General features: G+C 69.0%; 27 protein-coding genes. 9 read left to right on the forward strand and 18 right to left on the reverse strand.

The genetic code is table 11. The annotated features are described in order from the left end of the window. Positions 1 to 61: 61 nt before the first annotated feature. Positions 62 to 2,644 (reverse strand): ATP-dependent chaperone ClpB, encoded by a 2,583-nt coding sequence (gene clpB / locus F790_RS0102675; protein WP_019590770.1) that lies wholly within the window; start codon positions 2,642 to 2,644, stop codon positions 62 to 64. 220 nt (positions 2,645 to 2,864) lie between these two features. On the opposite strand from clpB, the gene F790_RS0102680 reads away from it, so the two are divergent. Then, a complete protein-coding gene (locus F790_RS0102680) occupies positions 2,865 to 3,656 on the forward strand; it encodes a ferredoxin--NADP reductase (protein WP_019590771.1) in 792 nt (263 codons plus the stop codon). 10 nt (positions 3,657 to 3,666) lie between these two features. On the opposite strand, the gene F790_RS0102685 is transcribed toward F790_RS0102680, so the two are convergent. Both F790_RS0102685 and F790_RS0102690 read right to left on the reverse strand, forming a co-directional pair. After that, on the reverse strand, positions 3,667 to 4,314 hold the full coding sequence (locus F790_RS0102685; protein ID WP_019590772.1) for a DNA-J related domain-containing protein: 648 nt from the start codon (positions 4,312 to 4,314) through the stop codon (positions 3,667 to 3,669). After that, positions 4,311 to 4,724 carry a YchJ family protein gene (locus tag F790_RS0102690; RefSeq protein WP_019590773.1) on the reverse strand — a complete coding sequence of 138 codons (414 nt, stop codon included), beginning with the start codon at positions 4,722 to 4,724 and terminating at the stop codon, positions 4,311 to 4,313. The genes F790_RS0102685 and F790_RS0102690 overlap by 4 nt, the downstream gene beginning before the upstream one ends. 95 nt (positions 4,725 to 4,819) lie before the next feature. Between F790_RS0102690 and F790_RS0102695 the strand changes: the two genes are divergently transcribed. Continuing rightward, positions 4,820 to 5,659: an SDR family oxidoreductase gene (locus F790_RS0102695; RefSeq protein WP_018871142.1), complete on the forward strand. Its 840-nt coding sequence runs from the start codon at positions 4,820 to 4,822 to the stop codon at positions 5,657 to 5,659. A 114-nt stretch (positions 5,660 to 5,773) separates the two neighbouring features. Here F790_RS0102695 and F790_RS0102700 read toward each other — a convergent pair whose 3' ends face one another. After that, positions 5,774 to 6,400: a peroxiredoxin gene (locus F790_RS0102700; RefSeq protein ID WP_018871143.1), complete on the reverse strand. Its 627-nt coding sequence runs from the start codon at positions 6,398 to 6,400 to the stop codon at positions 5,774 to 5,776. 243 nt (positions 6,401 to 6,643) lie between these two features. Then, positions 6,644 to 7,252, reverse strand: coding sequence for a DUF938 domain-containing protein (locus F790_RS0102705; RefSeq protein WP_019590774.1), 609 nt, complete (start codon positions 7,250 to 7,252; stop codon positions 6,644 to 6,646). Between the two features lie 156 nt (positions 7,253 to 7,408). On the opposite strand from F790_RS0102705, the gene F790_RS0102710 reads away from it, so the two are divergent. Next, positions 7,409 to 8,287, forward strand: a complete 879-nt coding sequence (locus F790_RS0102710; RefSeq protein WP_019590775.1) for a bifunctional nuclease family protein — start codon at positions 7,409 to 7,411, stop codon at positions 8,285 to 8,287. Between the two features lie 31 nt (positions 8,288 to 8,318). On the opposite strand, the gene pgi is transcribed toward F790_RS0102710, so the two are convergent. Next, positions 8,319 to 9,980, reverse strand: coding sequence for a glucose-6-phosphate isomerase (pgi, locus tag F790_RS0102715; RefSeq protein WP_019590776.1), 1,662 nt, complete (start codon positions 9,978 to 9,980; stop codon positions 8,319 to 8,321). A gap of 123 nt (positions 9,981 to 10,103) precedes the next feature. Here pgi and glgA point away from each other — a divergent pair, with 123 nt between their 5' ends. Then, positions 10,104 to 11,582 (forward strand): glycogen synthase GlgA, encoded by a 1,479-nt coding sequence (glgA, locus tag F790_RS0102720; RefSeq protein ID WP_019590777.1) that lies wholly within the window; start codon positions 10,104 to 10,106, stop codon positions 11,580 to 11,582. 96 nt (positions 11,583 to 11,678) lie between these two features. Then, positions 11,679 to 14,531 (forward strand): phosphoenolpyruvate carboxylase, encoded by a 2,853-nt coding sequence (gene ppc, locus F790_RS0102725; RefSeq protein ID WP_019590778.1) that lies wholly within the window; start codon positions 11,679 to 11,681, stop codon positions 14,529 to 14,531. A gap of 69 nt (positions 14,532 to 14,600) precedes the next feature. On the opposite strand, the gene panD is transcribed toward ppc, so the two are convergent. From panD to F790_RS0102765, 8 genes are all read right to left on the reverse strand, one after another. Beyond that, the gene (gene panD, locus F790_RS0102730; RefSeq protein ID WP_018871149.1) at positions 14,601 to 14,981 is read right to left on the reverse strand and encodes an aspartate 1-decarboxylase; all 381 of its coding nucleotides are present in this window, start codon (positions 14,979 to 14,981) and stop codon (positions 14,601 to 14,603) included. 86 nt (positions 14,982 to 15,067) lie between these two features. Continuing rightward, entirely contained in the window at positions 15,068 to 15,940 is an 873-nt protein-coding gene (gene panC / locus F790_RS0102735) for a pantoate--beta-alanine ligase (protein ID WP_026332830.1), read from the reverse strand. A gap of 33 nt (positions 15,941 to 15,973) precedes the next feature. Further along, entirely contained in the window at positions 15,974 to 16,768 is a 795-nt protein-coding gene (gene panB / locus F790_RS0102740) for a 3-methyl-2-oxobutanoate hydroxymethyltransferase (RefSeq protein ID WP_019590780.1), read from the reverse strand. Between the two features lie 9 nt (positions 16,769 to 16,777). Continuing rightward, positions 16,778 to 17,428 (reverse strand): deoxynucleoside kinase, encoded by a 651-nt coding sequence (locus F790_RS0102745; protein WP_018871152.1) that lies wholly within the window; start codon positions 17,426 to 17,428, stop codon positions 16,778 to 16,780. Continuing rightward, a complete protein-coding gene (gene folK / locus F790_RS0102750; protein WP_019590781.1) occupies positions 17,425 to 18,015 on the reverse strand; it encodes a 2-amino-4-hydroxy-6-hydroxymethyldihydropteridine diphosphokinase in 591 nt (196 codons plus the stop codon). The genes F790_RS0102745 and folK overlap by 4 nt, the downstream gene beginning before the upstream one ends. After that, on the reverse strand, positions 18,012 to 19,445 hold the full coding sequence (pcnB, locus tag F790_RS0102755) for a polynucleotide adenylyltransferase PcnB (RefSeq protein ID WP_019590782.1): 1,434 nt from the start codon (positions 19,443 to 19,445) through the stop codon (positions 18,012 to 18,014). The genes folK and pcnB overlap by 4 nt, the downstream gene beginning before the upstream one ends. 40 nt (positions 19,446 to 19,485) lie before the next feature. Further along, on the reverse strand, positions 19,486 to 19,935 hold the full coding sequence (locus F790_RS0102760; protein ID WP_018871155.1) for an NUDIX hydrolase: 450 nt from the start codon (positions 19,933 to 19,935) through the stop codon (positions 19,486 to 19,488). Then, a complete protein-coding gene (locus F790_RS0102765) occupies positions 19,928 to 20,359 on the reverse strand; it encodes an RNA-binding S4 domain-containing protein (RefSeq protein ID WP_019589205.1) in 432 nt (143 codons plus the stop codon). Before F790_RS0102765 ends, F790_RS0102760 begins: the two co-directional genes overlap by 8 nt. Before the next feature lie 158 nt (positions 20,360 to 20,517). Here F790_RS0102765 and F790_RS0102770 point away from each other — a divergent pair, with 158 nt between their 5' ends. Next, entirely contained in the window at positions 20,518 to 21,204 is a 687-nt protein-coding gene (locus F790_RS0102770) for a glutathione S-transferase family protein (RefSeq protein ID WP_026332831.1), read from the forward strand. On the opposite strand, the gene F790_RS0102775 is transcribed toward F790_RS0102770, so the two are convergent. Genes F790_RS0102775 through F790_RS0102785 form a run of 3 tightly spaced genes read right to left on the reverse strand, consistent with a single transcriptional unit; the run spans position 21,205 to position 22,943 of the window. Continuing rightward, entirely contained in the window at positions 21,205 to 21,708 is a 504-nt protein-coding gene (locus tag F790_RS0102775; RefSeq protein ID WP_019590784.1) for a gamma-glutamylcyclotransferase, read from the reverse strand. Positions 21,709 to 21,729: 21 nt separating this feature from the next. After that, positions 21,730 to 22,239 (reverse strand): YcgN family cysteine cluster protein, encoded by a 510-nt coding sequence (locus F790_RS0102780; protein WP_019021355.1) that lies wholly within the window; start codon positions 22,237 to 22,239, stop codon positions 21,730 to 21,732. Beyond that, positions 22,236 to 22,943 carry a hypothetical protein gene (locus tag F790_RS0102785; RefSeq protein ID WP_018871160.1) on the reverse strand — a complete coding sequence of 236 codons (708 nt, stop codon included), beginning with the start codon at positions 22,941 to 22,943 and terminating at the stop codon, positions 22,236 to 22,238. Before F790_RS0102785 ends, F790_RS0102780 begins: the two co-directional genes overlap by 4 nt. Before the next feature lie 97 nt (positions 22,944 to 23,040). Between F790_RS0102785 and F790_RS0102790 the strand changes: the two genes are divergently transcribed. From F790_RS0102790 to F790_RS0102800, 3 genes are all read left to right on the forward strand, one after another. Then, on the forward strand, positions 23,041 to 24,204 hold the full coding sequence (locus F790_RS0102790; protein ID WP_026332832.1) for a hypothetical protein: 1,164 nt from the start codon (positions 23,041 to 23,043) through the stop codon (positions 24,202 to 24,204). Positions 24,205 to 24,270: 66 nt separating this feature from the next. After that, positions 24,271 to 24,486, forward strand: a complete 216-nt coding sequence (locus F790_RS0102795) for a hypothetical protein (RefSeq protein WP_018946554.1) — start codon at positions 24,271 to 24,273, stop codon at positions 24,484 to 24,486. Between the two features lie 19 nt (positions 24,487 to 24,505). Next, entirely contained in the window at positions 24,506 to 24,952 is a 447-nt protein-coding gene (locus tag F790_RS0102800) for a hypothetical protein (RefSeq protein ID WP_019021357.1), read from the forward strand. A gap of 24 nt (positions 24,953 to 24,976) precedes the next feature. Here F790_RS0102800 and F790_RS0102805 read toward each other — a convergent pair whose 3' ends face one another. Continuing rightward, positions 24,977 to 25,642: a tetratricopeptide repeat protein gene (locus F790_RS0102805; protein ID WP_018871164.1), complete on the reverse strand. Its 666-nt coding sequence runs from the start codon at positions 25,640 to 25,642 to the stop codon at positions 24,977 to 24,979. Positions 25,643 to 25,760 lie beyond the last annotated feature (118 nt).

Below are 25,760 nucleotides of genomic sequence, written 5' to 3' on the forward strand. Positions count from 1 at the left end.
CCCCTCCCAGAAAAAGCCCGCGCAGGGCGGGCCCTGGAGGTGGGGAAATGCATCGGACGGATCAGGCGACGGCTGCGTCCCTGGTGAAGCGGAGCTGGTTGCCCTCCATGTCCACGCGGATGGTGTCGCCGGAGACGAACTCGCCGGACAGCAGCTGCTGCGCCAGCGGGTTCTCCAGCTGGGTCTGGATCGCCCGCTTCAGCGGCCGCGCCCCGTATACCGGGTCGAAGCCCGCCTCGCCGAGGTGATCCAGTGCCGCGTCCGAGACCTCCAGCCCCAGTTCGCGCTCCTCCAGGCGTTCGCGCAGATAGCGCAGCTGGATCTCGGTGATCGCACGGATCTGCTCGCGCTCCAGCGGGTGGAAGACCACCACGTCGTCCACGCGGTTGATGAACTCGGGCCGGAAGTGCTGCCCGACGATCTCCATCACCGCGCCCTTCATGCGATCGTAGTTGTCCTCGCCGGCCATCTCCTGGATCTGCTGCGAGCCCAGGTTGGAGGTCATCACGATCACCGTGTTGCGGAAGTCCACGGTACGCCCGTGACCGTCGGTCAGGCGGCCGTCATCCAGCACCTGCAGCAGCACGTTGAACACGTCCGGATGCGCCTTCTCGACCTCGTCCAGCAGGATCACGGAGTACGGCTTGCGGCGCACGGCCTCGGTCAGATAGCCGCCCTCCTCGTAGCCGACATAGCCCGGGGGCGCCCCGATCAGCCGCGCCACGGAGTGCTTCTCCATGAACTCCGACATGTCGATGCGCACCATGGCCTCCTCGGTGTCGAACAGGAAGCCGGCCAGCGACTTGGTCAGCTCGGTCTTGCCGACGCCGGTCGGGCCGAGGAACAGGAACGAGCCGTTCGGACGGTTGGGATCCGCCAGCCCGGCGCGTGAACGGCGGATGGCGTTGGCCACCGCGGTCACCGCCTCGTTCTGGCCGACCACGCGCTCGCCGATAGCCTCTTCCATGCGCAGCAGCTTGTCCTTCTCGCCCTCCAGCATCTTGGCCACCGGGATCCCGGTCCAGCGCGAGACGACCTCGGCGACCTCCTCGTCGGTCACCTTGTTGCGCAGCAGCTGGGTCTCCTGGCTCTCCATCTCGTGGGCCATGGCCAGGGACTTTTCCAGGTCCGGGATCTTCCCGTACTGCAGCTCGGACATGCGCGACAGGTCACCGGCACGGCGCGCGGTCTCCAGCTCCTGGCGCGCCCGCTCCAGTTCTTCCTTCAGCTGCGCGGCGCCGGAGACCGAGGCCTTCTCGGACTTCCACACCTCTTCCAGGTCGGAGTACTCGCGCTCCAGGCGCTCGATCTCCTCCTCCAGCGTGCCCAGGCGCTTCTTCGAGGCCTCGTCGGATTCCTTGTTCAGCGCCTCGCGCTCGATCTTCAGCTGGATCAGGCGCCGCTCCAGCCGGTCCATGGACTCGGGCTTGGAGTCGATCTCCATGCGGATGCGCGAACTGGCCTCGTCGATCAGATCGATCGCCTTGTCGGGCAACTGACGGTCGGTGATGTAGCGCTGCGACAGCTGCGCCGCGGCAACGATCGCCGGGTCGGTGATCTCGATCCCGTGGTGCACCTCGTAGCGCTCCTTCAGCCCGCGCAGGATGGCGATGGTGTCCTCCTGCGACGGCTCGTCCACCAGCACCTTCTGGAAGCGGCGCTCCAGCGCGGCGTCCTTCTCGATGTTCTCGCGGTATTCGTTGAGCGTGGTCGCACCGATGCAGTGCAGCTCGCCACGCGCCAGCGCCGGCTTGAGCATGTTGCCGGCATCCATCGCGCCCTCGGCCTTGCCGGCGCCCACCAGGGTGTGGATCTCGTCGATGAACAGGATCACGCGACCCTCTTCCTGCGAGATCTCGTTGAGCACCGACTTCAGGCGTTCCTCGAAATCGCCACGGTACTTGGCCCCGGCCAGCAGCGACCCCATGTCCAGCGCCAGCACGCGCTTGTCCTTGAGCCCCTCGGGCACCTCGCCGTTGACGATGCGCTGGGCCAGACCCTCGACGATCGCGGTCTTGCCGACCCCCGGCTCGCCGATCAGCACCGGGTTGTTCTTGGTCCGGCGCTGCAGTACCTGCACCGAACGGCGGATCTCCTCGTCACGCCCGATCACCGGATCCAGCTTGCCCTGCTCCGCACGTTCGGTCAGGTCGGTGGTGTATTTCTCCAGCGCCTGCCGGTTCTCCTCGGCATTGGGGTCGTCCACCTGGGCGCCGCCGCGGATCTGGTCCACCGCGTCCTCGATGGAATCCTTGTTGGCCCCGGCATTGCGCAGCATCTCGCCCACGCCGGCCTTCTCGTCGATGGCGGCGAGGAGAAACAGCTCGCTGGGGATGTACTGGTCCTTACGCTCCTGGGCCAGCTTGTCACACACGTTGAGCATGCGCCCCAGGTCGCTGGACACGTGCACGTCGCCGGCGGCACCCTCTACCTTCGGCATGCGATCCAGCGCCTCGCCCAGCGCGGAGCGCAGCTGGCGCACGTTGACCCCGGCACGGTCGAGCACGTGGCGGGTGGTGCCGCCCTCCTGATCCAGCATGGCCAGCAGCAGGTGGGCGGGTTCGATGAACTGATGATCCCGGCCCACCGCCAGCGACTGGGCGTCGGAGATCGCGCTCTGGAATTTGGTCGTCAGGCGATCCATTCGCATTGGATTAATCCTCGCTTCGAAATTGGCAACTGACCTGAACCATGGGGCCACGCATACCCGGGTTCAAGTCCGCGGCCACAAATTCCCGTTTCCGTGCGCGTTCTCGGGTCCACCTGCGGCGCGCGGGAAGCCCCCGCCCTTACCGGCGCTTTCGGCAGGCCGGCCCCGCGGCTGTTAAATTGTTGAGTACAACACTAGGAGATAAGCGCTCGTCATGCCCTATTCGGAACAGCAGATCACGTCCCTGCATCGCTGGTCGGACAAGACCTTCAGCTTCACCACCACGCGGCCGGAAGGCTTCGAATTCCGCAACGGCCAGTTCGTCACCCTCGGCCTGCGCCCCGAGGGCAAGCTGATCCCGCGCGCCTATTCGATCGTGTCGGACCCGTCCAGCGAGGATCTCGAGTTCCTCAGCATCCACGTGCCCGACGGCGACCTGACCAGCCGCCTCGCCCATGTCGAACCGGGCGACTCGATCTGGATCAACAACAAGGTCACCGGCTCGCTGACGGTGGACTACGTGCAGCCCGGGCGTCATCTGTACATGCTGGCTACCGGCACCGGCATCGCGCCGTTCGTCTCCCTGGTCCGCAGCGACGAGGTGTTCGAACATTTCGAACGGGTCATCCTGGTGCACAGCGTGCGTACCGTGGAGGAACTGGCCTATCGCGAGGAACTGGAAGCAAAGATCAGCGATCGCTTCCGTTACATGCCCACCGTAACCCGCGAGGATCACGACTTCGCCTGTCCGGTGGCGCAGCAGCCATTCGACAACAACCAGCGCGGCGCCGAACTGTTCCGCTCCGGCGAGCTGTTCCGGGCGCTGGATCTGCCGCCGGCGGACCCGGAACAGGATCGCGTGATGCTGTGCGGCAACCCGGCGATGAACCGCGAGATGAGCCAGTGGCTGGAGGAGCACGGCTGGGTGCAGACCAGCTACAAGGGGACCGGCACCTACACCGTGGAGCAGGCCTTCGTGACCACCATGGACGACGCCGACGACTGACGCTCCCGCATCAGCCCCCCAGCAGGATCCAGCGCGCCTCGTTGAGGCGTTGCAGGGTGGCCGTGTCGCCGCCCCGGTCGGGGTGGTGGCGCTGGGCCAGGCGGCGGTAGCGGGACTGGATCTCCGCGTCCTCCACCGGATCCGCCAGCTCCAGCACCTCCAGCGCCGTTGCCCGGCGGTCGCCACCGTCCATCCGCCGCCAGAAGCCATCCAGCAGGGCCTGCACCGCGGCCGCATCCATGTGATCCAGAGTGCTCAGGTCGAGGTAATAGGCCCGCAAAGGGTCCTCGCGCACCAGGGCCGCGGAGACCGTGCCGACGGTTGCCGCAGCCCCCGCGCCAGCCATGGCCCGCGCCTGAATACCGATATCCAGGCAATGGATGCGCAGCCATTCGCCCTCGGCCGCCAGCCGGTCGCGCAGGCGATAGAGGCAGTGAAACAGCAGGAAATGAGTACGGAACAGCCCCAGCGGTTCGCGCAGGTCGGCTCCGGCGAAAGGCACCACGCCGGCGTCACGCAGGCGGGCGATCAGCGCGTGCTCGGTCTGCCCCGCGGCCTGCGCGCGCACGCCCTGTTCCACCGCCGCCAGCAGTCCCGGATCGACTTCGGTATCGCCCCCGGTACGCGCACCCGCGGCGGCATCGACGACGGGGTTCACGAGGCGTCCGGCGTATCGCCGTCGATGTAGTACCAGTGACCGTCGATGCGCCGGAACCGGCTGCGTTCGTGCAGCCGCATGCCCTGGCCGTGCAGCCGCGCGCGGGCAACGAATTCGACCACCCCGGTGGTGTCCTCGCGGCCGCCGGCCTCGGTGTCGCGCACGTTCAAGCCCAGCCAGCGCCGGTCCGGATCCAGCTCCAGCGAGGCCGGGCGGGTCTGCGGATCCCAGGTCGCCAGGATGTAGGCCTCGTTGTGCTCGGTGTAGGCGGTGTACCGCGAACGCATCAGCGCCTCGGCGGTCTCCGCCGGGGCGCTGCCGTCGATGCGCGGCCCGCAGCAGCGTTCCCGCGGGTGACCGGACCCGCAGGGGCAGTTCACGCTGTCCGGTTTCGGCTTGCGGCGACCCATCTCGACCCCCCGAGAAAAAATGATCGGGACGCGGGAAATCCCCCCACGCCAGTGCAGGGAGTAGCGTAACCCCCAGCCACACCGGAGTGAACCGCATGGACGATATCCTGATCCTCGGCTGCGGAGACCTGGGCACCGGGCTGGGCCGTCGGCTGCACGACGCCGGGCACCGGGTCTGGGGCCTGCGGCGCCATCCCGAACACCTGCCCGAATGGATCCGGCCCCTTCAGGGCGACCTGACGGACCCCGACGGCCTGCCGGAGCTGCCGCGAACGGCACGGGCGGTGTATTTCATCACCACCCCCGACCGGATGGACGACACGGGTTACCGCCGCGCCTATGTCGATGCGCTGCACCATGCGCTGGGCGCCCTGGAACGCCAGGGCCTGCAGCCGGAACGCGTGATCTTCGTGTCGTCCACCGGCGTCTACGGCGTCGATGACGGCAGCCGGGTCGACGAGGACACCCCCGCCCTGCCACAACGCTTCTCCGGCCGCCGCCTGCTGGAGGCCGAACGCCTGCTGGAGGCCTCGCCGTACCGGGGCATCCGCCTGCGCCTGGGCGGGATCTACGGACCGGGCCGCGAACGCATGCTGGACCTGGCGCGCGCCGGCCAGCTGGGCGATGACGAACCGCCGACGTGGACCAACCGCATCCACCGCGATGATGCGGTCGGCATCCTGCACCACCTGTTCACGCTGGCCGATCCCGATCCGGTCTATCTCGGAGTCGACACCGAACCGGCCCTGAAAAGCGAAGTGCTGCACTGGCTCGCCGCGCGCCTGGGCACCCTGCCGGCAGACGCGGCGGTCCACCGCGTGGATGCGCGCGACGGGGCCCGCGGCCGGCGCTGCGACAGCCGGCGCCTGCAGGACTCCGGCTACCGCTTCCGCTATCCCGACTACCGGGCCGGCTTCGCCCCGCTGCTGCCCTGAAGCACACGCGCGCCGCACACACGAAAAAGGCCCCGCCCGGCAGAACCGGAGGGGCCCGGAGAGACCCGGCCCGGGGAGGCAGAACCCCGGGACCGGTGGTCGGAACCCGGAGGTTCAGACCTTGGTGTAGCGCAGGTACGAGCGGATCTCGTCGAAGCCCTGCGGGAACTTCTTCTGCGCTTCTTCGTTGCTGACCGTCGGCGGGATGATCACCTGGTCACCCGGGGTCCAGTCGGCCGGCGTCGCGATGCCGTGCTTGTCGGCGGTCTGCAGGCCGTCGATGGCACGCAGGATCTCGTCGAAGTTGCGGCCCAGCGACATCGGGTAGGTCATCATCAGACGGATCTTCTTGTTCGGATCAATGATGTAGACCGAACGCACCGCCGCGGTGTCGCTCTCGCCGGGGTGGATCATCTCGTAGAGTTCCGAGATCTTCTTGTCGGCGTCGGCGACGATCGGGAATTCGAGGGTCGTGTTCTGCGTGTCGTTCACGTCCTCGATCCACTTGTTGTGCTCTTCCACCGTGTCGGTGGACAGGCCCAGCGGCTTCACGTTGCGGTCCGCGAACTGCTTCGCAAGCTGCGCGGTGCGACCCATCTCGGTGGTGCACACCGGGGTGAAGTCGGCCGGGTGGCTGAAGAAGAAGCACCAGGAATCGCCGATCCACTCGTGGAAGTCGATCTTGCCGGAGGTGGTGTCGACCTGGAAGTTCGGTGCGGTATCGCCCAGACGAAGCGTCATATCGCTATCTCCTTTGCTTGTTTCCGTTCATTCGGTTGGTGGCAGATGATCGTTATCGATCATGTGCATCACTATATCGGCGAATTCTTATGATGTGAATTCTATTATATCAATCACACCGATCGCCTAATCCTATGATTCGCCCTGGATCCATTTCCATGGCCACTTCATGGTAGACCATTGGTGTCGCCACCTAGCCCGAAGTTCCCGCCGGACAGTGACCCGGTCCACAAACCGTACGGCTCAGACCGTATCCCGCCGCCAGATCAGGATCTGGTTGTTCGCCGGCATGTCCACCACCGCCTCCCGGGTCAGGCCGCAGGCGCTCGCCAGCGCGTCCAGGTCGGCGCGATCGCGCACCCCCATCCCCGGGTCCTGCTGGCGCAAAGAACGGTCGAAGCGCGCGTTGGATTCGGCCGTGTGCTCCCCGTCGTGCGCGAACGGCCCGTACAGCGCGAACAGCCCGTCCGGCTCTAGAACCCCGGCGACCCCGGCGAACAGCGCCTCCACCCCCGACCAGTGCAGGATGTGGACGGTGTTCGCGCTGTAGACGTAACGAAACGGACCGTCCGGCCAGGGATCAGCGGCGACATCCAGCGCGCGCGGCGGCTGCAGGTTGGGCGCCGCCGCCTCGCGCCGCCACGCCTCGATGCCCGGCAGGTGTTCGGCGACATCGGTGGGCAGCCACTGCAGATGCCCCAGGCGCGGCGCCATGAAAGCCGCATGCTGGCCGGTCCCCGCCCCCAGCTCCAGCAGGGCACCCGGACGGATGAACCACTGTTCCAGGATCCCCAGGATCGGCTCGCGGTTCTGTTCGGCCGCCGGGGCATACGGGCGCTGCGTCACTTCCATGGGGTTCTCCGGTCTGCGGTGTGCGGGTTCCGGCCCAGCATAAACGACGCCCGAAGCGCCCACGTGCAAGACCGCACGTTCCTCAGGTCCGCGATGGACCCCGCGGGTGCGGGACTGCCATGATCCGTATTCAGGTCCCTTTTACGGAGAGCCCCCATGTCCCGCTACCCGCATCGTCCCGCCCGCTCCCGGATCGCTGCATGGGCCACCGCCCTGGGGCTGCTCCTCGGCGCCGTGGCCACCACCTCCCACGCCGACGCACGCGAGCCGGCCAGCGACCCGGACACCCTCCTGCCGGTGGAGCTGGCCACCGTGGGGGTGGACTCGCACAGCGGCCTGCCCATTGCGCTGCTGCGCGACCCCGAATCCGGGGAGGTGGTACCCATCGTCATCGGAACCGACCAGGCCCGCGCCATCCTCCTGGCCATGCAGGATGTCGACGTGCCGCGGCCCATGACCCACGACCTGATGGTCGACCTGCTGCGCGAACTCGACGCGGAGCTGGAACGGGTCATCGTGGACGGGCTGGAAGACGGCACCTACCTCGGCATGCTGGAACTGCGTGTCCCCGGCGAGGGGGCACCACGCCGGATCGACGCGCGGCCCAGCGACGCCCTCGCGCTGGCCGTTCGCACCGGCGCGCCCATCGCCGTGGCGCCGGAAATCCTCGAGGCGGATGTCCCGTTCGATTACCAGGCCCCGGGTGACGAGGGGATCGTCACCGCGCTGGGGATCACCGTAATCGAAGCACGCGACGATCTGCGCGAGGCCCTGGGCCTGCCGGACGAGCCCGGCGTCCTCGTCAGCCGAGCCGAGGGAGCCGCCGCCGAGGCCGGCCTCGAGCAGGGCGCGCTGATCCTGGAGGTCAACGGACGCAGCCCGGAAACCCCGATCGACTTCCTCGAGGCCGTGGGAACCACCCCGGACGACGAAGAAGCCGAATTGCGCTTCTGGCTGGAAGGCGAGACCCGCACCATCACGCTGCCCACCGACGTCCCGGTGCTGCCGGACGACGAAGACGCGATTCAGGCCTGAACGCGCGCCGCCGGGTCCCTCCGCGGGCGCTTCAGCGCATGTGCCGGCGCAGCCAGTCGATGCTGGCCGTGGTTGCCGGGTCGTGCGGACCCGGCTCGTCGGCCGGGTCCAGATCCGCCAGCACCCGGCCGGCCAGCTGCTTGCCCAGCTCCACGCCCCACTGATCGAAGGCGTTGATCTCCCACAGGCTCGCAAGCACGTAGATCTTGTGCTCGAACAGGGCGATCAGCGCCCCCAGGCGCTCCGGATCCAGGTCTTCCATCAGGATCAGCGTGCTCGGCCGGTCGCCGGGGAAGCTGCGATGCGCCGCCAGCGCCTCGATCTCGGCCGCATCGCGACCGGCGGCGGCCATCTCCGCCCGGGCCTCGTCCTCGCTGCGCCCCAGGGCGAGCGCCTCGGCCTGGGCCACCAGATTGGCCAGCAGCATCGGGTGCTGTTGCGGCAGGTCGTGTTCGGCGCGCGCAACGCCGATGAATTCCGCCGGCACCCGCCGCGTACCCTGATGCAGCAGCTGATAGAACGCATGCTGCCCGTCGGTGCCCACCGCGCCCCAGACCAGCGCCCCGGTATCCCCCTCCACCGGCGTGCCGTCCAGCCGCACCCGCTTGCCCAGGCTCTCCATCTCCGCCTGCTGCAGATACGGCGGCAGGAAATACAGCCGCTCGTCGTAGGGCAGCACTGCGCGTGACTCCGCTCCCTGGGTGTCCTGATTCCACAGGTCCACCAGCGCCATGCGCACCGCCGCGTTGTCCTCCAGCGTCGCGGTGCGCACGTGTTCGTCCATCGCATGGGCTCCGGCCAGGAACCGGCGGAAACCGTCCATGCCCAGCATCAGCGCCACCGGCAGGCCAATCGCCGACCACACCGAATAGCGACCGCCGACCCAGTCCCAGAAACCGAACATGCGCTCGGGGGCGATCCCGAATTCGGCAACCCGCTCGCGCGCGGTGGACACCGCCACGAAATGGGCCGCGACCGCGGACTCGTCACCACCAGCATGGCGCACCAGCCAGTCCCGCGCGGCCCGGGCATTGGTCAGGGTTTCCTGGGTGGTGAAGGTCTTGGAGGCCACTACGAACAGAGTCGTCTCCGGATCCACCTGACGCAGCACCTGCCACAGGGCCTCGCCATCAATGTTGGAAACGAAGTGCATCTCCGGCGGACTCCCATCGGCGGTCGCGCGTGCATGCTCGGCAAGCGCCCGGCAAACCATCCGCGGCCCCAGATCGGAGCCGCCGATCCCGATGTTCACCACCGTGTCGATCGCCCGCCCGGTGAACCCCCGGTGGGTCCCGTCCTGCACCTCCCGCACGAAGGCCTCCACCCGGTCCAGGACCGCATGCACTGCCGGCACCACGTCTTCGCCGTCCAGCTCGCAGCGGGCCTCGCGGGGCAGGCGCAACGCGGTGTGCAGTGCGGCCCGCCCCTCGGTCACGTTCACCCGCTCGCCGCCGAACAGCCGCTCCAGCGCCGAAGGGATATCGGCGGCCCGCGCCGCCGCGAACAGCGCCTCCCAGGCATCGGCATCGAGCCGCTGGCGCGTCCAGTCCAGGCGCAGGTCGGCCACCTCGCGGACATCACGCTCCACCCGTTCCGGCTCACGCGCCAGCAGTTCGCGCAGGTGCTCCTGCTCCAGGCGCCGGGCTTCGTTCTGCAGGGCTTCGCGCGCGGCGATTCGATCGGAACGGTTCATGCACTTAACTCGCGTCGTGGATACGGGTCCAGCATAATCCGCGACCCGGCGCCCGTCAGCCTGCGCGGCCGTGAACCGCCTGCGACTGCGTTACACTGGACGCCCCGTCACGGAGAAGCCGTCATGCGCATCCTCTTTGCCACCAGCGAGGTCTACGGTCTGGTCAAGACCGGCGGTCTCGCCGATGTCAGCGCCAGCCTGCCTGTCGCCCTGCGGCGCCGGCGACAGGACGCGCGCCTGATCCTGCCGGCCTACCCCGAGGCGGTGCAGCGCCTGCGCCGGCCGGTCACCCACCCGGGACCGGAAGACGCTCCGTGGCAGCTGATCGAGGGCCATCTACCGGGCACGCGCATGCCGGTCTACCTGGTCGACTGGCCGGAATATTTCCAGCGCGCCGGCAACCCGTACACCGCCTCCAACGACCAGGACTGGCCGGACAACGCGCAGCGCTTCGCCGGCTTCGCCCGTGCGGTGGCCCGAGTGGCCGCGGATGACGCCGGGCTGAACTGGACCCCGGAGATCGTCCACGGCAACGACTGGCAATGCGGCCTGCTGCCGATCTACCTGCGCGAGGCCTGCGGCACGCGGGATGCACCGGCGTCGGTGTTCACCATCCACAACCTGGCCTACCAGGGCCTGTTCCCTGCCGAAACCGCGACCGCGCTGGGGCTGCCCGCCGAGCTCTGGCACCCGGACGGCGTCGAGTTCCACCAGCAGCTGTCCTTCATGAAGGCCGGGCTGATGTTCAGCGACGCCATCACCACCGTCTCGCCCACCTATGCCCGCGAGATCCAACAACCGGAACACGGCATGGGCCTGGACGGCGTGCTGCGCGCGCGGGCCAACGTGTTCCACGGCATCCTCAACGGCGTCGACTACCGCGCCTGGGACCCGGCCCGCGATCCGCACATCGCCGCCGCCTACGGGCCCGACGACCTCTCCGGCAAGGCCACCTGCAAGGCCGCCCTGCAGCGTCGCCTGGGACTGGCCGAAGACCCGGACATCCCGCTGCTGGGTCACGTCGGGCGCATGGTCGAGCAGAAGGGCATGGACCTGCTGCTGGCGGTGGCCGCCCCGGTGGCCGAGGCCGGGCGCATTCAGCTGGCGCTGGTCGGCTCCGGGCAGACCGATCTGGAGCACGCCGCGGGCGCCCTGTCGCGGGCCCACCCGGGTCGGGTGGGTGTCCACATCGGCTACGACGAACCGCTGGCCCATCAGATCGAGGCCGGTGCCGACCTGTTCGCGATGCCGTCGCGCTTCGAGCCCTGCGGGCTCAACCAGCTCTACAGCCTGCGCTATGGCACCCCGCCGGTGGTGCATGCCACCGGCGGCCTGGCCGATACCGTGGTCGACGCCACCCCCGAAACCCTGGAAGACGGCCGCGCCACCGGTTTCAGCTTCACCCCGGACAGCATCCCGGCGCTCGGCGACGCCCTGGAGCGGGCCCTGGCGCTTTACCACGCCCGCGCCGACGGCCGCTGGGAACAGCTGATGCGCACCGGAATGCAGCAGAACTTCGACTGGCAGGTCGCCGCAGGGGCCTATCTCGAACTCTATCGCGCACACCGCCCCCGGGCGCGCGCAGGCGCATCTGCGCTATAATCGCCGGCTTTCGCCGCCGACCGGCACGGGCCGGCAGGCAAGCAACCACCACGGCGGGGCCGGCTGCGGCCGGCCCCCTGCTGCGCGGGCCGCCTCATGAACCAAGCCGATCACAACGACCGTTTCCTGCCCCAGGACAAGGAACTGCGCGCGCGCGTGCGTCTGTTCGGAGAATTGCTGGGCAACGTCATCTGGAAACTCGAGGGCAAGACCGTCTTCGACGCGGTGGAGACCCTGCGCCGTGGATTTGTCAGCCTGCGCAAGGAGGAAGACCCGGAGCTGCGCCAGAGGCTGATGGATGACATCACGCAGTTCGACACGACCCTGACCGAGCGCGTGATCCGCGCCTTCAGCATCTACTTCTCGCTGGTCAACATCGCCGAGGAAGACCTGTTCTACCGCTGGCGCCGCGCCCAGGTCTCCAGTGGCGAGCCGCTGTGGCTGGGCTCCTTCGACCAGGCCCTGCGCGAACTGCACGACGACGGCGTCACCGCGCAGGAACTGGAGGAACTGCTGGGGCAGCTGCACTACCAGCCGGTGTTCACCGCGCATCCCACCGAGGCCCGGCGGCGGACCACCATGGAGAATCAGCGCCGGGTGTTCGAGACCGCCGACCGCCTCAACCAGCCGGGACTGGGCGACGAGGAACGTCGCCTGATCACCGAAGAGCTGGAGGGCCAGATCCAGATCCTGTGGCGCACCAACGAGGTCCGGGTGAGGAAGCCGGAGGTCCAGGACGAGATCAAGTACGGCCTGTTCTATTTCGAGGAGAGCCTGTTCGAGGCGGTGCCGCAGAGCTACCGCTTCCTCGAGAAGGCGATCCGCCGCATCTACGGGGTCAACCCGGACGGCTCCCTGCCGGTGCGCATCCCTGCGTTCCTGCATTTCGGCTCCTGGATCGGCGGCGACCGCGACGGCAACCCCAACGTCACCCCGGAGGTCACCGCGCTGGCCTCGCGTCTGGCGATGGAACAGGTGCTGCGCGAGTACATCAAGCGGGTCAACGAACTGCGCAACGTCCTCACGCACTCCTCCTACATGTGCGAGCCATCGGCCGAATTCCTCGCCAGCCTGAAATCGGACGCGACCATCTCCAACGCGGTGTTCCAGGGGGCCTCCGACCGCTTCGAGACCGAGCCCTACCGGCGCAAGCTCTACATCATGCGCTACCGCCTGCGCGAGACCCTGGGTACGGTCAGCCGGCGGATCCGGGGCGAGGCCGCGGTGCTGCCCACCAACAGCGCCTACGCCACGCCGGACTCTTTCCTGCACGACCTCAAGCTGATCCGCGACTCCCTGATCAGCCACGGTGACCGCAACATCGCCAGCGGCGCGCTCACCGACCTGATCCGTCTGGTCGAGACCTTCGGCTTCCACCTGCACCATCTGGACGTGCGCCAGGAATCCACCGTGCACACCGAGGCGGTCGCCGAGATCCTGCGCCACATCGATCCGTCCCTGGACTACGCGGCCATGGACGAGCCCGCCCGTCAGCAGTGTCTGGCGGAGCTGATCGGCCGCGGTGACGATCTGCCGCAGCCCGACCGCAACACGCTCGGCGAGCGCAGCCGCGAGACCCTGGAGGTGTTCGAGGTCATCCGCCGCATGCGCGGCGAGGTTGGCCCGGACGGAATCGGCACCTACGTCATCTCCATGACCCACGCGGCCTCGCACGTGCTGGAAGTCCTGCTGCTGGGGCGCCTGGCCGGACTGGCCGGCGAAGATCCGGAAACCGGAGCGTACTGCCACCTGCGCATCTCGCCGCTGTTCGAGACCATCGAGGACCTCCTGCACGTCGAGGACGTCCTGGAGGGCCTGCTGTCGAATCCGGTCTACGCGCGCCTGCTGGCCGCCTCCGGAAACGTCCAGGACGTGATGCTGGGCTACTCGGACTCCTGCAAGGACGGCGGCATCCTGGCCTCCAGCTGGAACTTGTACGAGGCGCAGAAGAAGATCGTCGGCATCACCGACCGCTACGGCGTGCGCTGCCAGCTGTTCCATGGTCGCGGCGGCACCGTCGGGCGTGGCGGCGGCCCGACCCACGAATCCATCCTTGCCCAGCCCCCGGCCACCGTGCAGGGCGGCATCAAGTTCACCGAACAGGGCGAGGTACTGTCGTACAAGTACTCCAACGTGGAGACCGCGGTGTACGAGCTGGGCATGGGCGCGACCGGGCTGATGCTCGCCTCGCGCAGCCTGATCCGCCCGCCGCGCTGCGACCGTGACGACTACCGCGAGACCATGGAGGAACTGGCGCGTCTGGGCGAGGAGGCCTATCGCGACCTGATCGACCACACCCCGGGCACCCTCGACTATTTCTACGAGATCACGCCGGTGCAGGAAATCGGCTATCTCAACATCGGCTCGCGGCCCTCGCACCGGCGCAAGACCGACCGGTCCAAGAGCTCCATCCGTGCGATCCCGTGGGTCTTCGGCTGGGCCCAGTCGCGCCACACCCTGCCGGCCTGGTACGGCATCGGCACCGCGCTGCAACGCTGGCGCGGCGACGATCCGGCACGCCTGGAACAGCTGCAGCGCATGTATCAGGAGTGGCCGTTCTTCCGTTCGCTGCTGTCCAACTGCCAGATGGCCCTGACCAAGGCCGACATGCGCACCGCCGCCGAGTACGCCCGGCTGTCGCACGACACCGACCTGTCCGAGCGCATCTATTCGCGGGTACGCGAGGAACACAGCCGCACCGTCAACGAGGTGCTGCGGGTGGCTCAGCTGGACGGGCTGATGGAAGAAACGCCTCTGCTGGCGCGCTCGCTGCAGCGGCGCAACCCCTATCTGGATCCGCTCAACAGCATCCAGATCCACCTGCTGCGCCAGTCACGGGGTTTCGAGGCCGAGAACGAAGGGAACGGGGACGCCCGGGAGAACCCCTGGATCTCGCCGCTGCTGCGCTCGATCAACGCGATCGCCGCGGGTATGCGCAACACCGGCTGAGACCGGAGCGGGACACGCACTGGCCGGGGCCCGGGGCTCATGCAGGGCCCCGGGCCAATAATGCCGTACTCAGGCGGCCTGGACGGGGATATCGTGCCCGGTCCGGGCGATGGCGTTGTCGGCGTCGAGATACACCAGATCGGGGGTGAACTCGCGCGCCTCGGCGGCATCCAGCTGGCCGTAGGCACAGATGATCACGCGATCGCCCACCGATGCCTTGTGCGCAGCGGCGCCATTGACCGAGATCACCCCGGACCCGGCTTCCGCCTCGATCGCGTATGTGGTGAAGCGTTCGCCGTTGTCCACGTTGTAGATCTGGATCTGCTCGAACGGCAGGATCCCGGAGGCCTCCAGCAGACGCGTATCGATCGCGCAGGACCCCTCGTACTCGAGCTCACAGTGCGTGACTCGGGCCTTGTGCAGCTTGCCCTTGAGCATGGTGACCAGCATAAGCGTCTTCCGTCGGCGAACGGTCTTTTCACGGCGCCGGGAATTATGCGCGATGCACGCGGGAGCGGCAATGTCCCGCGTCCGACTCAGGGCCGGCGATTATCGATCAGGCGCACGCTGTCCAGCCAGGCGGCCCCGAGGATCACGAGGTCCTGATCGCACAGGGCCTCGCCGGCTACCGGCTCGGCGAGATCCATCGCCCGGCGGATGGCCACGTATTCGGCGTCCAGCCCGGCCTCGCGCAGACGATCACAGGCCTCGGCCTCGATCTCGGTGACGCGGTCGGCCGCGCCGCTGCGGTCGCGCCGGCAGACGATGGCGACCTCGTCGAGCACGCGCTTGAGCGCCGGCGCCCGCGCGCGCGACTCGGCCGAGAGCAGACTGTTGCGCGAGGAACAGGCCAGCCCGTCGGACTCGCGCACGGTCGGCACCGCATCCACCCGCACCGGCATGTCCAGCGAGCCGACCATGCGCTCGATCAGGCGGAACTGCTGGTAATCCTTCTCGCCGAACAGGGCGATGTCGGGGCGCACCAGGTTGAACAGCTTGGCGACCACCGTCGCCACACCGTCGAAATGGCCCGGACGGAACGCCCCCTCGAGGATCTCCGACAGCACCGGCACGACCACCTTCACCGGCGGCAGCCCGTCGTCCGGGTACATCACCGATTCGTCCGGGCAGAACAGGGCGTCGACGCCGGCATCCGCCAGCCGGCGGGAGTCTTCTTCGAGGCTGCGCGGGTAGTTCGCGAGGTCTTCCTCGCGGTCGAACTGCAGCGGATTGACGAAGATCGACACCACCACGCGCGACGCCCGCGCCCGCGCCTCGCGCACCAGTGCCATGTGCCCTTCGTGGAGGTGCCCCATGGTGGGCACCAGGGCAATGGTCTCCTGCCCGCCACGGCGCGACCATTCGCGGCGCATCGCCTGGATCTGGGGTCGATCTCGAAGGATTCTCATGGCCGTCCCGAGCCTCGTCTGAACCGGGGTTCTCTACAAAAAGGTATGCACGCCGGATTCCGGGAAGCGCCCCTCGCGCACCGCTCCGACATAGGCCCGCACCGCTCCGGCCAGCGAGCCGCCCTCGGCGAGGAAATCGCGGGCGAAGCGCGGCGGATTCGCGGTCAGGCCGATCACGTCGGCGATCACCAGCACCTGGCCGTCGCAGGCCGGGCTGGCCCCGATCCCGATCACCGGCACGTCGGCCGCCCGCGCCACCGCGGTGGCCAGTGCCTCGGTCACGCCCTCCAGCAGCAGGACCTGGGCCCCGGCCTGTTCCAGCCGCCCGGCCAGCGATTCCAGCTCGGCCGCCGCGGCGGCGTCGCGGCCCTGCACGCGGTACCCGCCCATGCGGTGCACCGCCTGCGGGGTCAGCCCCAGGTGGGCACACACCGGGATGCCGGCGTCCACCAGCCGCTGCACCACCGGGATCTGCGAGGCACCGCATTCGATCTTGATCATCTGCGCCCCGGCCCGCATCAGGGCCCCGGACTGGGCCAGCGCGGTGGCCGGGTCGGCATCCCCCAGAAACGGGAGATCCGCCATGATCAGCGCCTGCTGGGTACCGCGGGCGACCGCGGCGGTGTGATAGACCATGTCCTCCAGGGTGACCGGCAGCGTGGTCGCATGTCCCTGTACCACCATGCCCAGCGAATCCCCGACCAGGATCACCTCCACGCCCTGCTCGTCCAGCAGGCGCGCGAACGCGGCGTCGTAGGCGGTCAGACAGGCAAAGCGCTCGCCGGCCCGCCGACGCTCGGCCAGGGTGTTGACGGTGATCGCACCCATGCGTGTCCCCTACAGCGTGATCGGCAGCGGGTTGAAGTAGTGTCGCCCGCCCTGGATCGGTTCGAGAAACTGCAGCAGCTGGTCGAAATCGGCCGGGTTGTTCACCCAGTCGATCTCGGTCGCGTTGACGATCACCAGCGCCGGTCCCTCGAAATGATAGAAGAAATCCGCGTAGGCGGCGTTCAGCCGTTCCAGATAGGCGGTTTCGATCCGGCGTTCATAGGCCCGTCCGCGCTGGCGGATGCGTTCCTGCAGCACGTCCACCGGCGCCTGCAGATAGATCACCAGATCCGGCTGCGGCAGCCCCTGGCGCAGCCGGCGGAACATCTCGTGGTAGATCTCCAGCTCGTCCGGGGCCAGATTGAGTTCGGCGAACAGCGGGTCCTTGTCCATCAGGTAGTCGGCGACATGCGCCTGCTGGAACAGCCCCTTCTGCGCCACCGGGGTCAGCTGGCGCACGCGCTGCACGAGGAAATACAGCTGGGTGGCCAGGGCATGCTTGGCCGGATCCTGATAGAAACGTTCCAGGAACGGGTTCTCGTCGGGGGCCTCCTGCAGGAGCTCCGCCCGCAGGTGTTCCGCCAGCCGCTGCGCCAGCGAGGACTTGCCGACGCCGATCGGCCCCTCGACCGCAATAAAGTCGAAATCCGCGAGGCTCATGCGCCCGCCCCCGCGCGACGGCCCGGTGGTGGCTCCCCCGCGTTGGCCTCCGCTGCGCTGTCGCCCGACTCCTCCACCGGGATCAGGGCGGCCGGATCAAAGGCACGGGCCAGCGCCGCCAGCGGGCCGCGCCCGGGGATCTCCAGCCCCGGTGCCAGCTCCTGCAGCGGCAGGACCACGAAATTGCGCTCGGCCACCCCCGGATGCGGCACCGCCAGCCCCGGCTCGTTCAGCACCCGGTCGCCGTACAGCAGCAGATCCAGATCCAGCAGCCGCGGCCCCCAGCGCTGGCCGTCGCGCACGCGCCCGCAGCGCTGTTCGATGGCCTGCAGCGCATGCAGCAGTTCGCGCGGCGTCAGTCGGGTGTGCAGCCGGGCCACGGCATTGACGTAGTCCGGCTGCTCCGGCGGTCCCATCGGCGGATTGCGGTACAGCCGCGAGCGCCCGGCCAGACGCGTCCCGGGCACCTCGCGGGCAAGACGGGCGAAAGAGCCGCGAACCTGTGCCACCGGATCCCCCAGGTTGGCGCCGATGCCGATGTAGGCCGACACGGCCGCAGTGCGCCCGCCGGACTGGATCCGGGTCATGCCGAGTCTTCCCCCGCCTTCTTCCCGCCCGAGCCGCCGGCGCGACCCCGCGGCTTGCGTTTGCGGCGCTTGCGCTTGCCATCCCCGCCGGAGGCCCCGGTCATTTCCTTGCGTCCGGCTTCGTCCTTTTCCTGCAGTTCGGTCCACCAGCTGCAGATCTGCTCGTCGGCCTCGCCCACCTGCGCCCGCAGGCAGTAGAAATCGTAACCGGCGCGGAAGCGCGGATGCGTCAGCAGCTTCAGGGCGCGCGCCCCGGAGTGGGTCTCCAGCCGGTTCTGCATCTCCCAGATCTCGCGGATCACCAGGGCAAAACGCCGCGGGATAGTGACGGTTTCGCCCTGTTCCTCGAGGATCTGGGACATCGCCTGATCCCAGGCCGGCGCCGGATCCTCGCCTTCCTCGATGCGCGCCGTGGCCTCCCAGTGCAGCGGCGCCCACATCAGCGCGGCATACAAAAACGCCGGGTGCACGCCCTGGTCCTCGGCCAGCCGCTTGTCGGTGTTGCGCAGCGCCTCGACCAGGAAGGCGCGCTGGCTGAGACCGGCCTCGGGATCGTCGGGGTCGTCGAAGGCCTCGGCGGTGGACGGGAACATCGCCTCGAACAGACCGAAGCGTTCGAGCTCGTCGAGGCAGGTGACGGCCTCGCCGCTGTGGAACAGCTTGATCACCTCGTCGAACAGGCGTGCCGGCGCGACTTCCTGCATCAGCGGTGCCAGCCGGTGCATCGCCTCGTCCACCGCCGGGTCGATGCGCAGCCCCAGCTTGGCGGAGAAACGCACCGCCCGCAGCATGCGCACCGGATCCTCGCGCAGCCGCGTCTCGGGATCGTCGCCGATCAGGCGCAGAACGCCCTCGCGCAGGTCCTCGACGCCGCCGGTGTAGTCCAGCACCGAGAAGTCGTTGATGTCGTAGTACAGCGCGTTGATGCTGAAATCGCGCCGCAGGGCGTCCTGCTCGATGGTGCCGTAGCGGTTGTCGCGCAGGATGCGGCCGTCGTCGCTCAGGGCCACGTCGCCGTCGTCGTCGTCATCGTCCCCACCGGCATCGTGCGGAGCACGGAAGGTCGCGACCTCGATCACCTCGCGGCCGAACAGCACGTGAGCCAGCCGGAACCGCCGACCGATCAGTCGGCAGTTGCGGAACTCCCCGCGGACCTCTTCGGGGGTGGCGTCGGTGGCCACGTCGAAGTCCTTGGGTTCACGCCCCAGCAGGAGGTCGCGCACCCCGCCGCCGACCAGACAGGCGCGGTAGCCCGCGTCACGCAGGCGGTAGAGCACCTTGAGCGCGTTGTTGTCGATGGCCGCACGCGAGATGCCGTGCTCCTCGCGGCTGTAGACGCGAGGCACGACCGATGCGTCGCCGGCGCGCGGGGCGTCGTCGCGGGGGTCAGTTTCGGCCGGGGCCGGGATTTCGGTATCAGGGCGGGTCACGCAGGGCCGTCAAAATGGCTTCGGTGGCGTATCTTAACAGCTAATCCGTCCTTGTTCTCAGGGGAGCCACTTCGCCGGTAAGGCGATAGCGCAGGTAGTCGTCCACGATACGGCGGTGATCGAAGGCCAGTGGCAGACCGGGGTCGTCCGGGTCCAGCCAGGCACAGTCGCGCGCATCGTCGGCGGCCCGCGCCTGACCGTTCCCCTGAGCCAGATACACCACACTCACGGTGTGCCCGCGGGGGTCGCGATCGGGCGCCGAATACACCCCCAGCAGGGCCTGCAGTTCGACCTGCAGACCGGTTTCCTCGCGGGCCTCCCGCACGGCGGCATGTTCCGCGCTCTCGCCCACGTCGACAAAGCCCCCGGGAAGCGCCCACCCGTGCGGCGGGTTGTGACGCTCGATGACCAGGATCCGGCCGGGCTCGGCGGCATGCCGGATCACCAGATCCACCGCCAGGGCCGGCGTACGCGGGCGTCGGTCACTCATCGGTTCCTCCCTGATCCTGCCGCACGAAACGCCGGATCTTGCGGCGCTCGCGTTTGTCCGGACGCCCCGAGGGCGCCGGGGCCCGTGCCTCGCGTTCCAGCCGCCGGCGGGATGCCTCCTGCTCGCGCGACTCGCGGCTCTCCGGGGTTTCGGTATAGAGCTGCTCCGCCTCGGTCGCCGGGCGCCGCCGATCATCCAGCGCCACCACGTCGACCTCCATGGACCAGCTCCCCTTGTGCACCCGCACGCGATCCCCCGGATGCAGCTTGCGCGCGGGCTTGCAGCGCTCGCCGTTGACATGGACCTTGCCGCCGGACACCGCCTCCGTCGCCAGGGCGCGGGTCTTGAAGAAACGCGCCGCCCACAGCCACTTGTCCAGACGCAGGCTGGACGCAGGCGCCGCCGCTGGACCCGTCCGGCTCATGAGCACCCCCGCGCGAGCACTGCGGGCGCCCCGCGCGCACCGGCGACCGGTAGTCGGCCCGGGCTTTTATCCGCGGACCGGAGCGACCAGAATGCCGCCTTCATGCACCGATATTTCCGGAGGGGGAACCGGTGGCCCGCGGGCCACCGGGCCATGCCATGGACTTTCCGCATCTGCACCTGGTCAGCTTCGATATTTGTCCTTTCGTCCAGCGTAGCCTCATCACGCTGAATTACAAGGCAGCGCCGTACGAACTCACCCGCATCGACCTCGCCGACCCGCCCGACTGGTTCCGGGAACGCTCGCCGCTGGGCAAGGTCCCGATCCTGATCGTGAACGGGGACACGGTCCTGTTCGAATCGGCAGTCATCAACGAATACATCGACGCCGTTACCCCGCCCGAACGCCTGCCTCCGGAACCGCTGGAACGCGCCCGGGCCCGCGCCTGGATCGAGTACCTGTCGGAACAGACCTTCGCGCAGTACCGCTGGATGACCGCAGCCGACGAGGACGCCTTCGAACGGGCCGCACACGAGGCGGCACGAGGTCTGGAGCGACTGGAACGCCAGATGGCCGGCGACCGCACGCTGGCCGGAGTGGAGTTCTCGCTGGTGGATGCGACCCTGGCGCCGCTGCTGATGCGCTACGCGCTGCTCACCCACGAGGACAGCCCCTGGGACCCCGAATCCTTCCCGCGCCTGGCGGCGCGCTGGCAGTGGCTGGAGGCGATGGACGCGGTACGCGACTCGGTGCCGGCGGATTTCTCGCAGCGCCTGGCCACCTACCTGGATGGCCAGACCGGCACCGCGCCCCGGCAACTGGCGGCCGCACTGCGCGACGGCTGATCACCCCTCGGGCCAGACCCCGCGCCGCAGATACCGGCCGGCGGGGATTTCGGGCATCCAGTACATCCACACCGGACGCGGCCCCGACGCAGGCCCGGAACCGGAAGAGGGGTCGGGATCGGCGAGTACCAGGGCGCGGCGATACATGCCCCGCCCGTCCGCCCGGAAGTCCTCCAGACGATCCACCGGCGGCAGACTGCGGCGTGGCTCGGGCAGACGCATGATCTCGCCCTGAATGCGGTCGTAACCGGAGACCGGCGCCGGGCTGGCCGGAGGGTCATGCCGCCACTGCAGGGCCGCATCGGCCTCCGGGTCGTCCGACCCCTCGGCCAGGATACGTTCCTGCGCAATGACCGCCCCGGGGTACCCATGGGGCAGGTGATACAGCCAGCCGGGCACGCTCGCCGGAACCACCTCCAGGGCATGGCCGCAATGCGCGGCAAAGTTGGCATAACCGCGCTTCAGCGTGCCGTAGACGAACAGGTCGATGAACGGGGAAGACATGATCCGATCCCCACCTCCGCTCTATTTTGCGGTTGAGTCACCCTCCGGCTCCGACGCCGGCTGCAACAGGCGGGCGGCCAGCGGAACCTCGCCCGGCCAGTCCACCACGTAATCGATGATCGGCAGATCCGGGGCATCGCATTCGCGCAGGACCCGCCCGGCCACCGACACCCCGGCGCGGCGCACGCTGTCCGGATCGCCGGTCAGCAGCGGGTGCCAGCTGGGCAGGGGCTGCCCGGCAAAGCGCAGGCGATAGGCGCAGGTGGGCGGCAGCCAGTCGTATTGCGCCACCTTCTCCAGGGTCAGCTGCAGACAGTCCGGCACGGACTCGCGACGCCGGGCATAGTCGGAGCAATGGCCGGTCTCGCAGTCGAGCAGGTCACAGGCCAGCCAGGTGTGGGCCAGTTCGCCGGTATCCTCGTCCTCGAACTTGTGCAGGCAGCAGCGCCCGCAGCCGTCGCAAAGGGCCTCCCATTCGGCCGCGTCGAGTTCCTCCAGCGGGCGCTGGTAAAAGGGCCGTTCGTCGCTCACGGCGTCTCCGCCCGGTGGTCCTCTTCGCCCAGCCGCCGGCGCCCCTCTTCCTGCAGGCGCTGCTCGACCCGGCTCCAGCGCTCCTGCGTGGTGTAGTGCATGGTCGGCCGTCCGCGGTCGGGCAGCAGCACGGCCACACCCTGATCGGGATACAGCCAGTAGGCGTGGTCGCTGTCGATCTGCATGCGCTCGGCCGGCTCGCCGAAATGCCGGCGCAGCAGATCCGCGTCCCAGCGTGCCCGGGGAATATAGCTCATCTCCACCACCGGCACGTTACCCAGCGATGCAAGGGTGTCGTCGTCCAGGCCGTAGCGCCGGGCACCCGACGGCATCGGCCGTTCGGAGGTCGTCCCCGCCTCGATACGGTCCAGGTCGGCCTCGTCCAGATCGGGGCGCAGGATCAGGTTGGTCTCGAACGGCTCGATGCGGGCATTCACGTAATACGCCTCCACCGAGCGCGTCCCGTCGGGATCCTCGAACATCCGGATCTCGGGCACCGGCAACCGCCCCATGAGATCCGCCATGGTGGTCTCGCCCAGGGTAATCCCCAGCACCCGCGTGTGCTGCCGGTCCAGCACCTCCACCTGCCAGGGCAGACTGTCGAACTGCCGGGTCTGCTGCCCGCCGGGCTGCATGTAGACGAACATCGCCAGGGCCAGAATGCCCGCGAGGGCGACCGCCCCGATGGTCCAGCGTAGATTCATGCCGACTTCTGCTCCCGAGCCGCCCCTGCGCGAATCCTCGCGGGGTCGCTATACTGGGCGGCTCGCAAACCACCCGGCGCCCCGCGTCCGATCACGCATGATCTCACGTTTGTCTGCCTGGATCACGGCCCGCTCGGTCCCGTCCACATACACCGGCCGCACCCTGATCATCGCCTCGCACCGCGAACTCGCGCGGGCGCCCGACTGGCTCGCCGGTCTCGGCGAGGCCCTGGGCCCGCTGCTGCTGGGCGTCAGCGATGCCCCCCGTGACAGGGAGGCCGCCGTGCCCGGAGCCCCCGATGATCTGCCGGCGGTGGCCCTGCCCCCCGAACTCGCCCCGGTGCGCCTGGCGCGCCTGCGCCCCCGGGCCGTGGTACTGCTGGGCCCGGTCGATCTCCCCGGCGAGGCGCTGCGGGCCGTCGTGGCCGCCGGGGCCCGCGTGGCCTGGGTCAACGCCGAGGGCCCCGCCCCGGAAGGCCTCCCCTTTGCCACCGTGCTGGCCGCCCGGGATGGCGCCGTGGACCCGGCACTGGGCGCCGAGACCACCGGCGACCCGCTCGCCGGGGCCATATCCCTGCCCCCCGCACCGGAAGACCCGGATCCCGAGCGGGCGTTCTGCGAACGCTTCGCCGAATACCGCGAGCGCGGCCACCCGATTCTGCTGGCCCCGAACACCGGCCCGGACGAGGAGGCGTTCGCCTTCGCAGTACTGTTCGCGGTCCTGCAGAAGACCGCCGCCCTGCTCCTGCTGGCGCCGGCGGACCCCGAACGCCACGAGCCGGTCTACCGCGACGCAATCAAGTACTCGCTGCCGATCGTGCGCCACAACCGGTTCATGACGTCGTACGTCCCGCGCAAGAACCGGGTCTACTACATCGAGGATCCGCAGACCCTGCAGGCCGCCTACGCCTGCGCCGACATCACCCTGCCCGGCGGCACCCTGGCGGCCACGCGGACCCCGCCGGATCTGGCACGCCCCCTTGCCTGCGGCAGTGCCGTGGTGACCGGCCCGGCCGCCAGCGGCGACGCCCCGGAAGACGAGGTCCGTCTGCGTCGCGCCGCGGAGACCACCGGCCTGATCCGCCGCGGAGAAGATCCCGATGCCGTGGCCGGGGCGATTCTCGAGACCCTTTCGACCCTGCCGGATGCCGGGCAGCGCCAGACGCGGCTGACCCGATGGCTGGAACGACAGGCCACGGCCCGCGAACGGGTCACGGCCCGCCTGGCCGAACATCTCGGGGCTGCCCCCGCGGCTTCCTGAGCGCCCTTAGCATATCTCTCGGGGTCTGGTCTATAATTTGAAACAAGTGCGAATCCGGACCGGAAAATGATCGACGGCAGCAGCGGCCTGCAGGGCATCCAGAAGGGCATGACGCAGATGCGTCAGCAGGCCCACACCGTGGCCACCGAGAACGCCGGCAGCCGCCAGAGCAACACGGCGATGGTCGAGATGAGCGCGAGCCAGCGTCACGTGGAAGCGAACGTGAAGACCCTGCAAGCCGAAGACCGCATGATCGGGAGCCTGCTCGACGTCCGCGCCTGACGCGGAAGCGAGGGACACCATGGAAGCACCGCTGACCAATCCGGCACCGCCGACCGTCCCGGCCACCCGGCCGAGCGGTTCGGACCGCCTGGGTCTCGGCCAGCTGTCCGCGCCATCGGAGTTCGATCGCCCGCTGAACGACCCCGAAGCCGGGGCCGCGCGCCGTCCGATCGAGGACCGCGCCGAGCAGCAGCGCAACCGCAACGGGGACGAGGGCGACCCGCGTGCCGACCTGGTTCTGCCCCGCAACGACCGCGAAATGGCCAGCCAGGCGCGCCTGGCGGCCGAGATCGAGGCGTTTCAGTCCGGCACCGCCGACGATGCCCGTCCGGGCGAGGAGCGCATCGCCGACGGCGGCGCACTGGAGGATTCCGGGGTCGAAGCCCTGCGCCGGCGTGTGGAACTGGCCTTCAGCTTTGCCGGCCCGGCCGAGGAACCCCGCCGCGAGCTGAACATCGTCGTCTGACCGCGGCGGTGCCGCCCTGCGGACTCAGGCGTCTCCCCGCCGCGGGAACTCCGCCAGCCACTCCTGCGCCCGCTCCCCCGCATGCAGCCGCTCGTCCGCGTTGAGTTCGCGTGCCACCCGCTCGCGATAGCGCGCCGCACTGGCCACGCCCATCTCCGCGGCGATCGCATACCACTTGAAGGCGGAGACATCCGAGCGCTCCACGCCCTCGCCCATCGCGAACAGCCGCGCCAGGTTGGCGGCCCCGCGGCCCTCGCCGGCCTCGGCCGCCAGCAGATACCACTGCGCCGCCTGCTCGGAGTCCTGCGGCAACCCGCGCCCCTCGTCGAACTTCAGGCCAAGGTTGAACATCGCCTGCGGATTGCCGCCCTCGGCGGCGGCATGGAACCAGCGCGCCGCCTCGTTCGGGCTGGCCTCCACGCCGTCGCCCTGTTCGAACAGCACCGCCAGATTGAACGCGGCATCCGGCCAGCCCGCCTCGGCCGCCTGCAGATACCAGATCGCGGCACGCGCCGGGTCGCGCGGCATGTGCGTGCCTTCATCCAGCAGCACCCCCAGGTTGTAGGCCGCGAGCGGATCACCCGCGGTGGCGGCCTGCTGCCAGCGGTCCACCGCCCGCGCGGTGTCTCCGTCCCTCCAGGCCGCGCGCGCCTGCTCGAGCAGCCCGCGCGGATCATTTGATGCATTCATGGTGCGAACTCGGTTCGGGACATGTCGGCCGGCAATGTACCGACCGGACAACGCAGCGTCGATGTCCCCCACGGCGGTCGGGCACGCGAACCACAGAGCGTGACGCCATTCTCTTTTT

Source organism: Thioalkalivibrio sp. ALE20 (genome assembly GCF_000381405.1).
Lineage (GTDB): Bacteria > Pseudomonadota > Gammaproteobacteria > Ectothiorhodospirales > Ectothiorhodospiraceae > Thioalkalivibrio.

Bases quoted from the DNA above. Each gene is read 5' to 3' on its own strand.
- panD (WP_018871149.1), bottom strand. From the start codon at position 14,981: ATGCTGGTCACCATGCTCAAGGGCAAGCTGCACAAGGCCCGAGTCACG.
- F790_RS0102795 (WP_018946554.1), top strand. From the start codon at position 24,271: ATGATCGACGGCAGCAGCGGCCTGCAGGGCATCCAGAAGGGCATGACG.
- F790_RS0102690 (WP_019590773.1), bottom strand. From the start codon at position 4,724: ATGGGTCGCCGCAAGCCGAAACCGGACAGCGTGAACTGCCCCTGCGGG.
- F790_RS0102710 (WP_019590775.1), top strand. From the start codon at position 7,409: ATGTCCCGCTACCCGCATCGTCCCGCCCGCTCCCGGATCGCTGCATGG.
- F790_RS0102775 (WP_019590784.1), bottom strand. From the start codon at position 21,708: ATGTCTTCCCCGTTCATCGACCTGTTCGTCTACGGCACGCTGAAGCGC.
- F790_RS0102765 (WP_019589205.1), bottom strand. From the start codon at position 20,359: ATGAGCCGGACGGGTCCAGCGGCGGCGCCTGCGTCCAGCCTGCGTCTG.
- F790_RS0102790 (WP_026332832.1), top strand. From the start codon at position 23,041: ATGATCTCACGTTTGTCTGCCTGGATCACGGCCCGCTCGGTCCCGTCC.
- F790_RS0102695 (WP_018871142.1), top strand. From the start codon at position 4,820: ATGGACGATATCCTGATCCTCGGCTGCGGAGACCTGGGCACCGGGCTG.
- F790_RS0102680 (WP_019590771.1), top strand. From the start codon at position 2,865: ATGCCCTATTCGGAACAGCAGATCACGTCCCTGCATCGCTGGTCGGAC.
- F790_RS0102805 (WP_018871164.1), bottom strand. From the start codon at position 25,642: ATGAATGCATCAAATGATCCGCGCGGGCTGCTCGAGCAGGCGCGCGCG.
- clpB (WP_019590770.1), bottom strand. From the start codon at position 2,644: ATGGATCGCCTGACGACCAAATTCCAGAGCGCGATCTCCGACGCCCAG.
- panB (WP_019590780.1), bottom strand. From the start codon at position 16,768: ATGGGTGCGATCACCGTCAACACCCTGGCCGAGCGTCGGCGGGCCGGC.
- F790_RS0102785 (WP_018871160.1), bottom strand. From the start codon at position 22,943: ATGAATCTACGCTGGACCATCGGGGCGGTCGCCCTCGCGGGCATTCTG.
- pgi (WP_019590776.1), bottom strand. From the start codon at position 9,980: ATGAACCGTTCCGATCGAATCGCCGCGCGCGAAGCCCTGCAGAACGAA.
- panC (WP_026332830.1), bottom strand. From the start codon at position 15,940: ATGAGAATCCTTCGAGATCGACCCCAGATCCAGGCGATGCGCCGCGAA.
- folK (WP_019590781.1), bottom strand. From the start codon at position 18,015: ATGACCCGGATCCAGTCCGGCGGGCGCACTGCGGCCGTGTCGGCCTAC.
- F790_RS0102700 (WP_018871143.1), bottom strand. From the start codon at position 6,400: ATGACGCTTCGTCTGGGCGATACCGCACCGAACTTCCAGGTCGACACC.
- F790_RS0102705 (WP_019590774.1), bottom strand. From the start codon at position 7,252: ATGGAAGTGACGCAGCGCCCGTATGCCCCGGCGGCCGAACAGAACCGC.
- ppc (WP_019590778.1), top strand. From the start codon at position 11,679: ATGAACCAAGCCGATCACAACGACCGTTTCCTGCCCCAGGACAAGGAA.
- F790_RS0102770 (WP_026332831.1), top strand. From the start codon at position 20,518: ATGGACTTTCCGCATCTGCACCTGGTCAGCTTCGATATTTGTCCTTTC.
- F790_RS0102800 (WP_019021357.1), top strand. From the start codon at position 24,506: ATGGAAGCACCGCTGACCAATCCGGCACCGCCGACCGTCCCGGCCACC.
- F790_RS0102760 (WP_018871155.1), bottom strand. From the start codon at position 19,935: ATGAGTGACCGACGCCCGCGTACGCCGGCCCTGGCGGTGGATCTGGTG.
- F790_RS0102745 (WP_018871152.1), bottom strand. From the start codon at position 17,428: ATGAGCCTCGCGGATTTCGACTTTATTGCGGTCGAGGGGCCGATCGGC.
- glgA (WP_019590777.1), top strand. From the start codon at position 10,104: ATGCGCATCCTCTTTGCCACCAGCGAGGTCTACGGTCTGGTCAAGACC.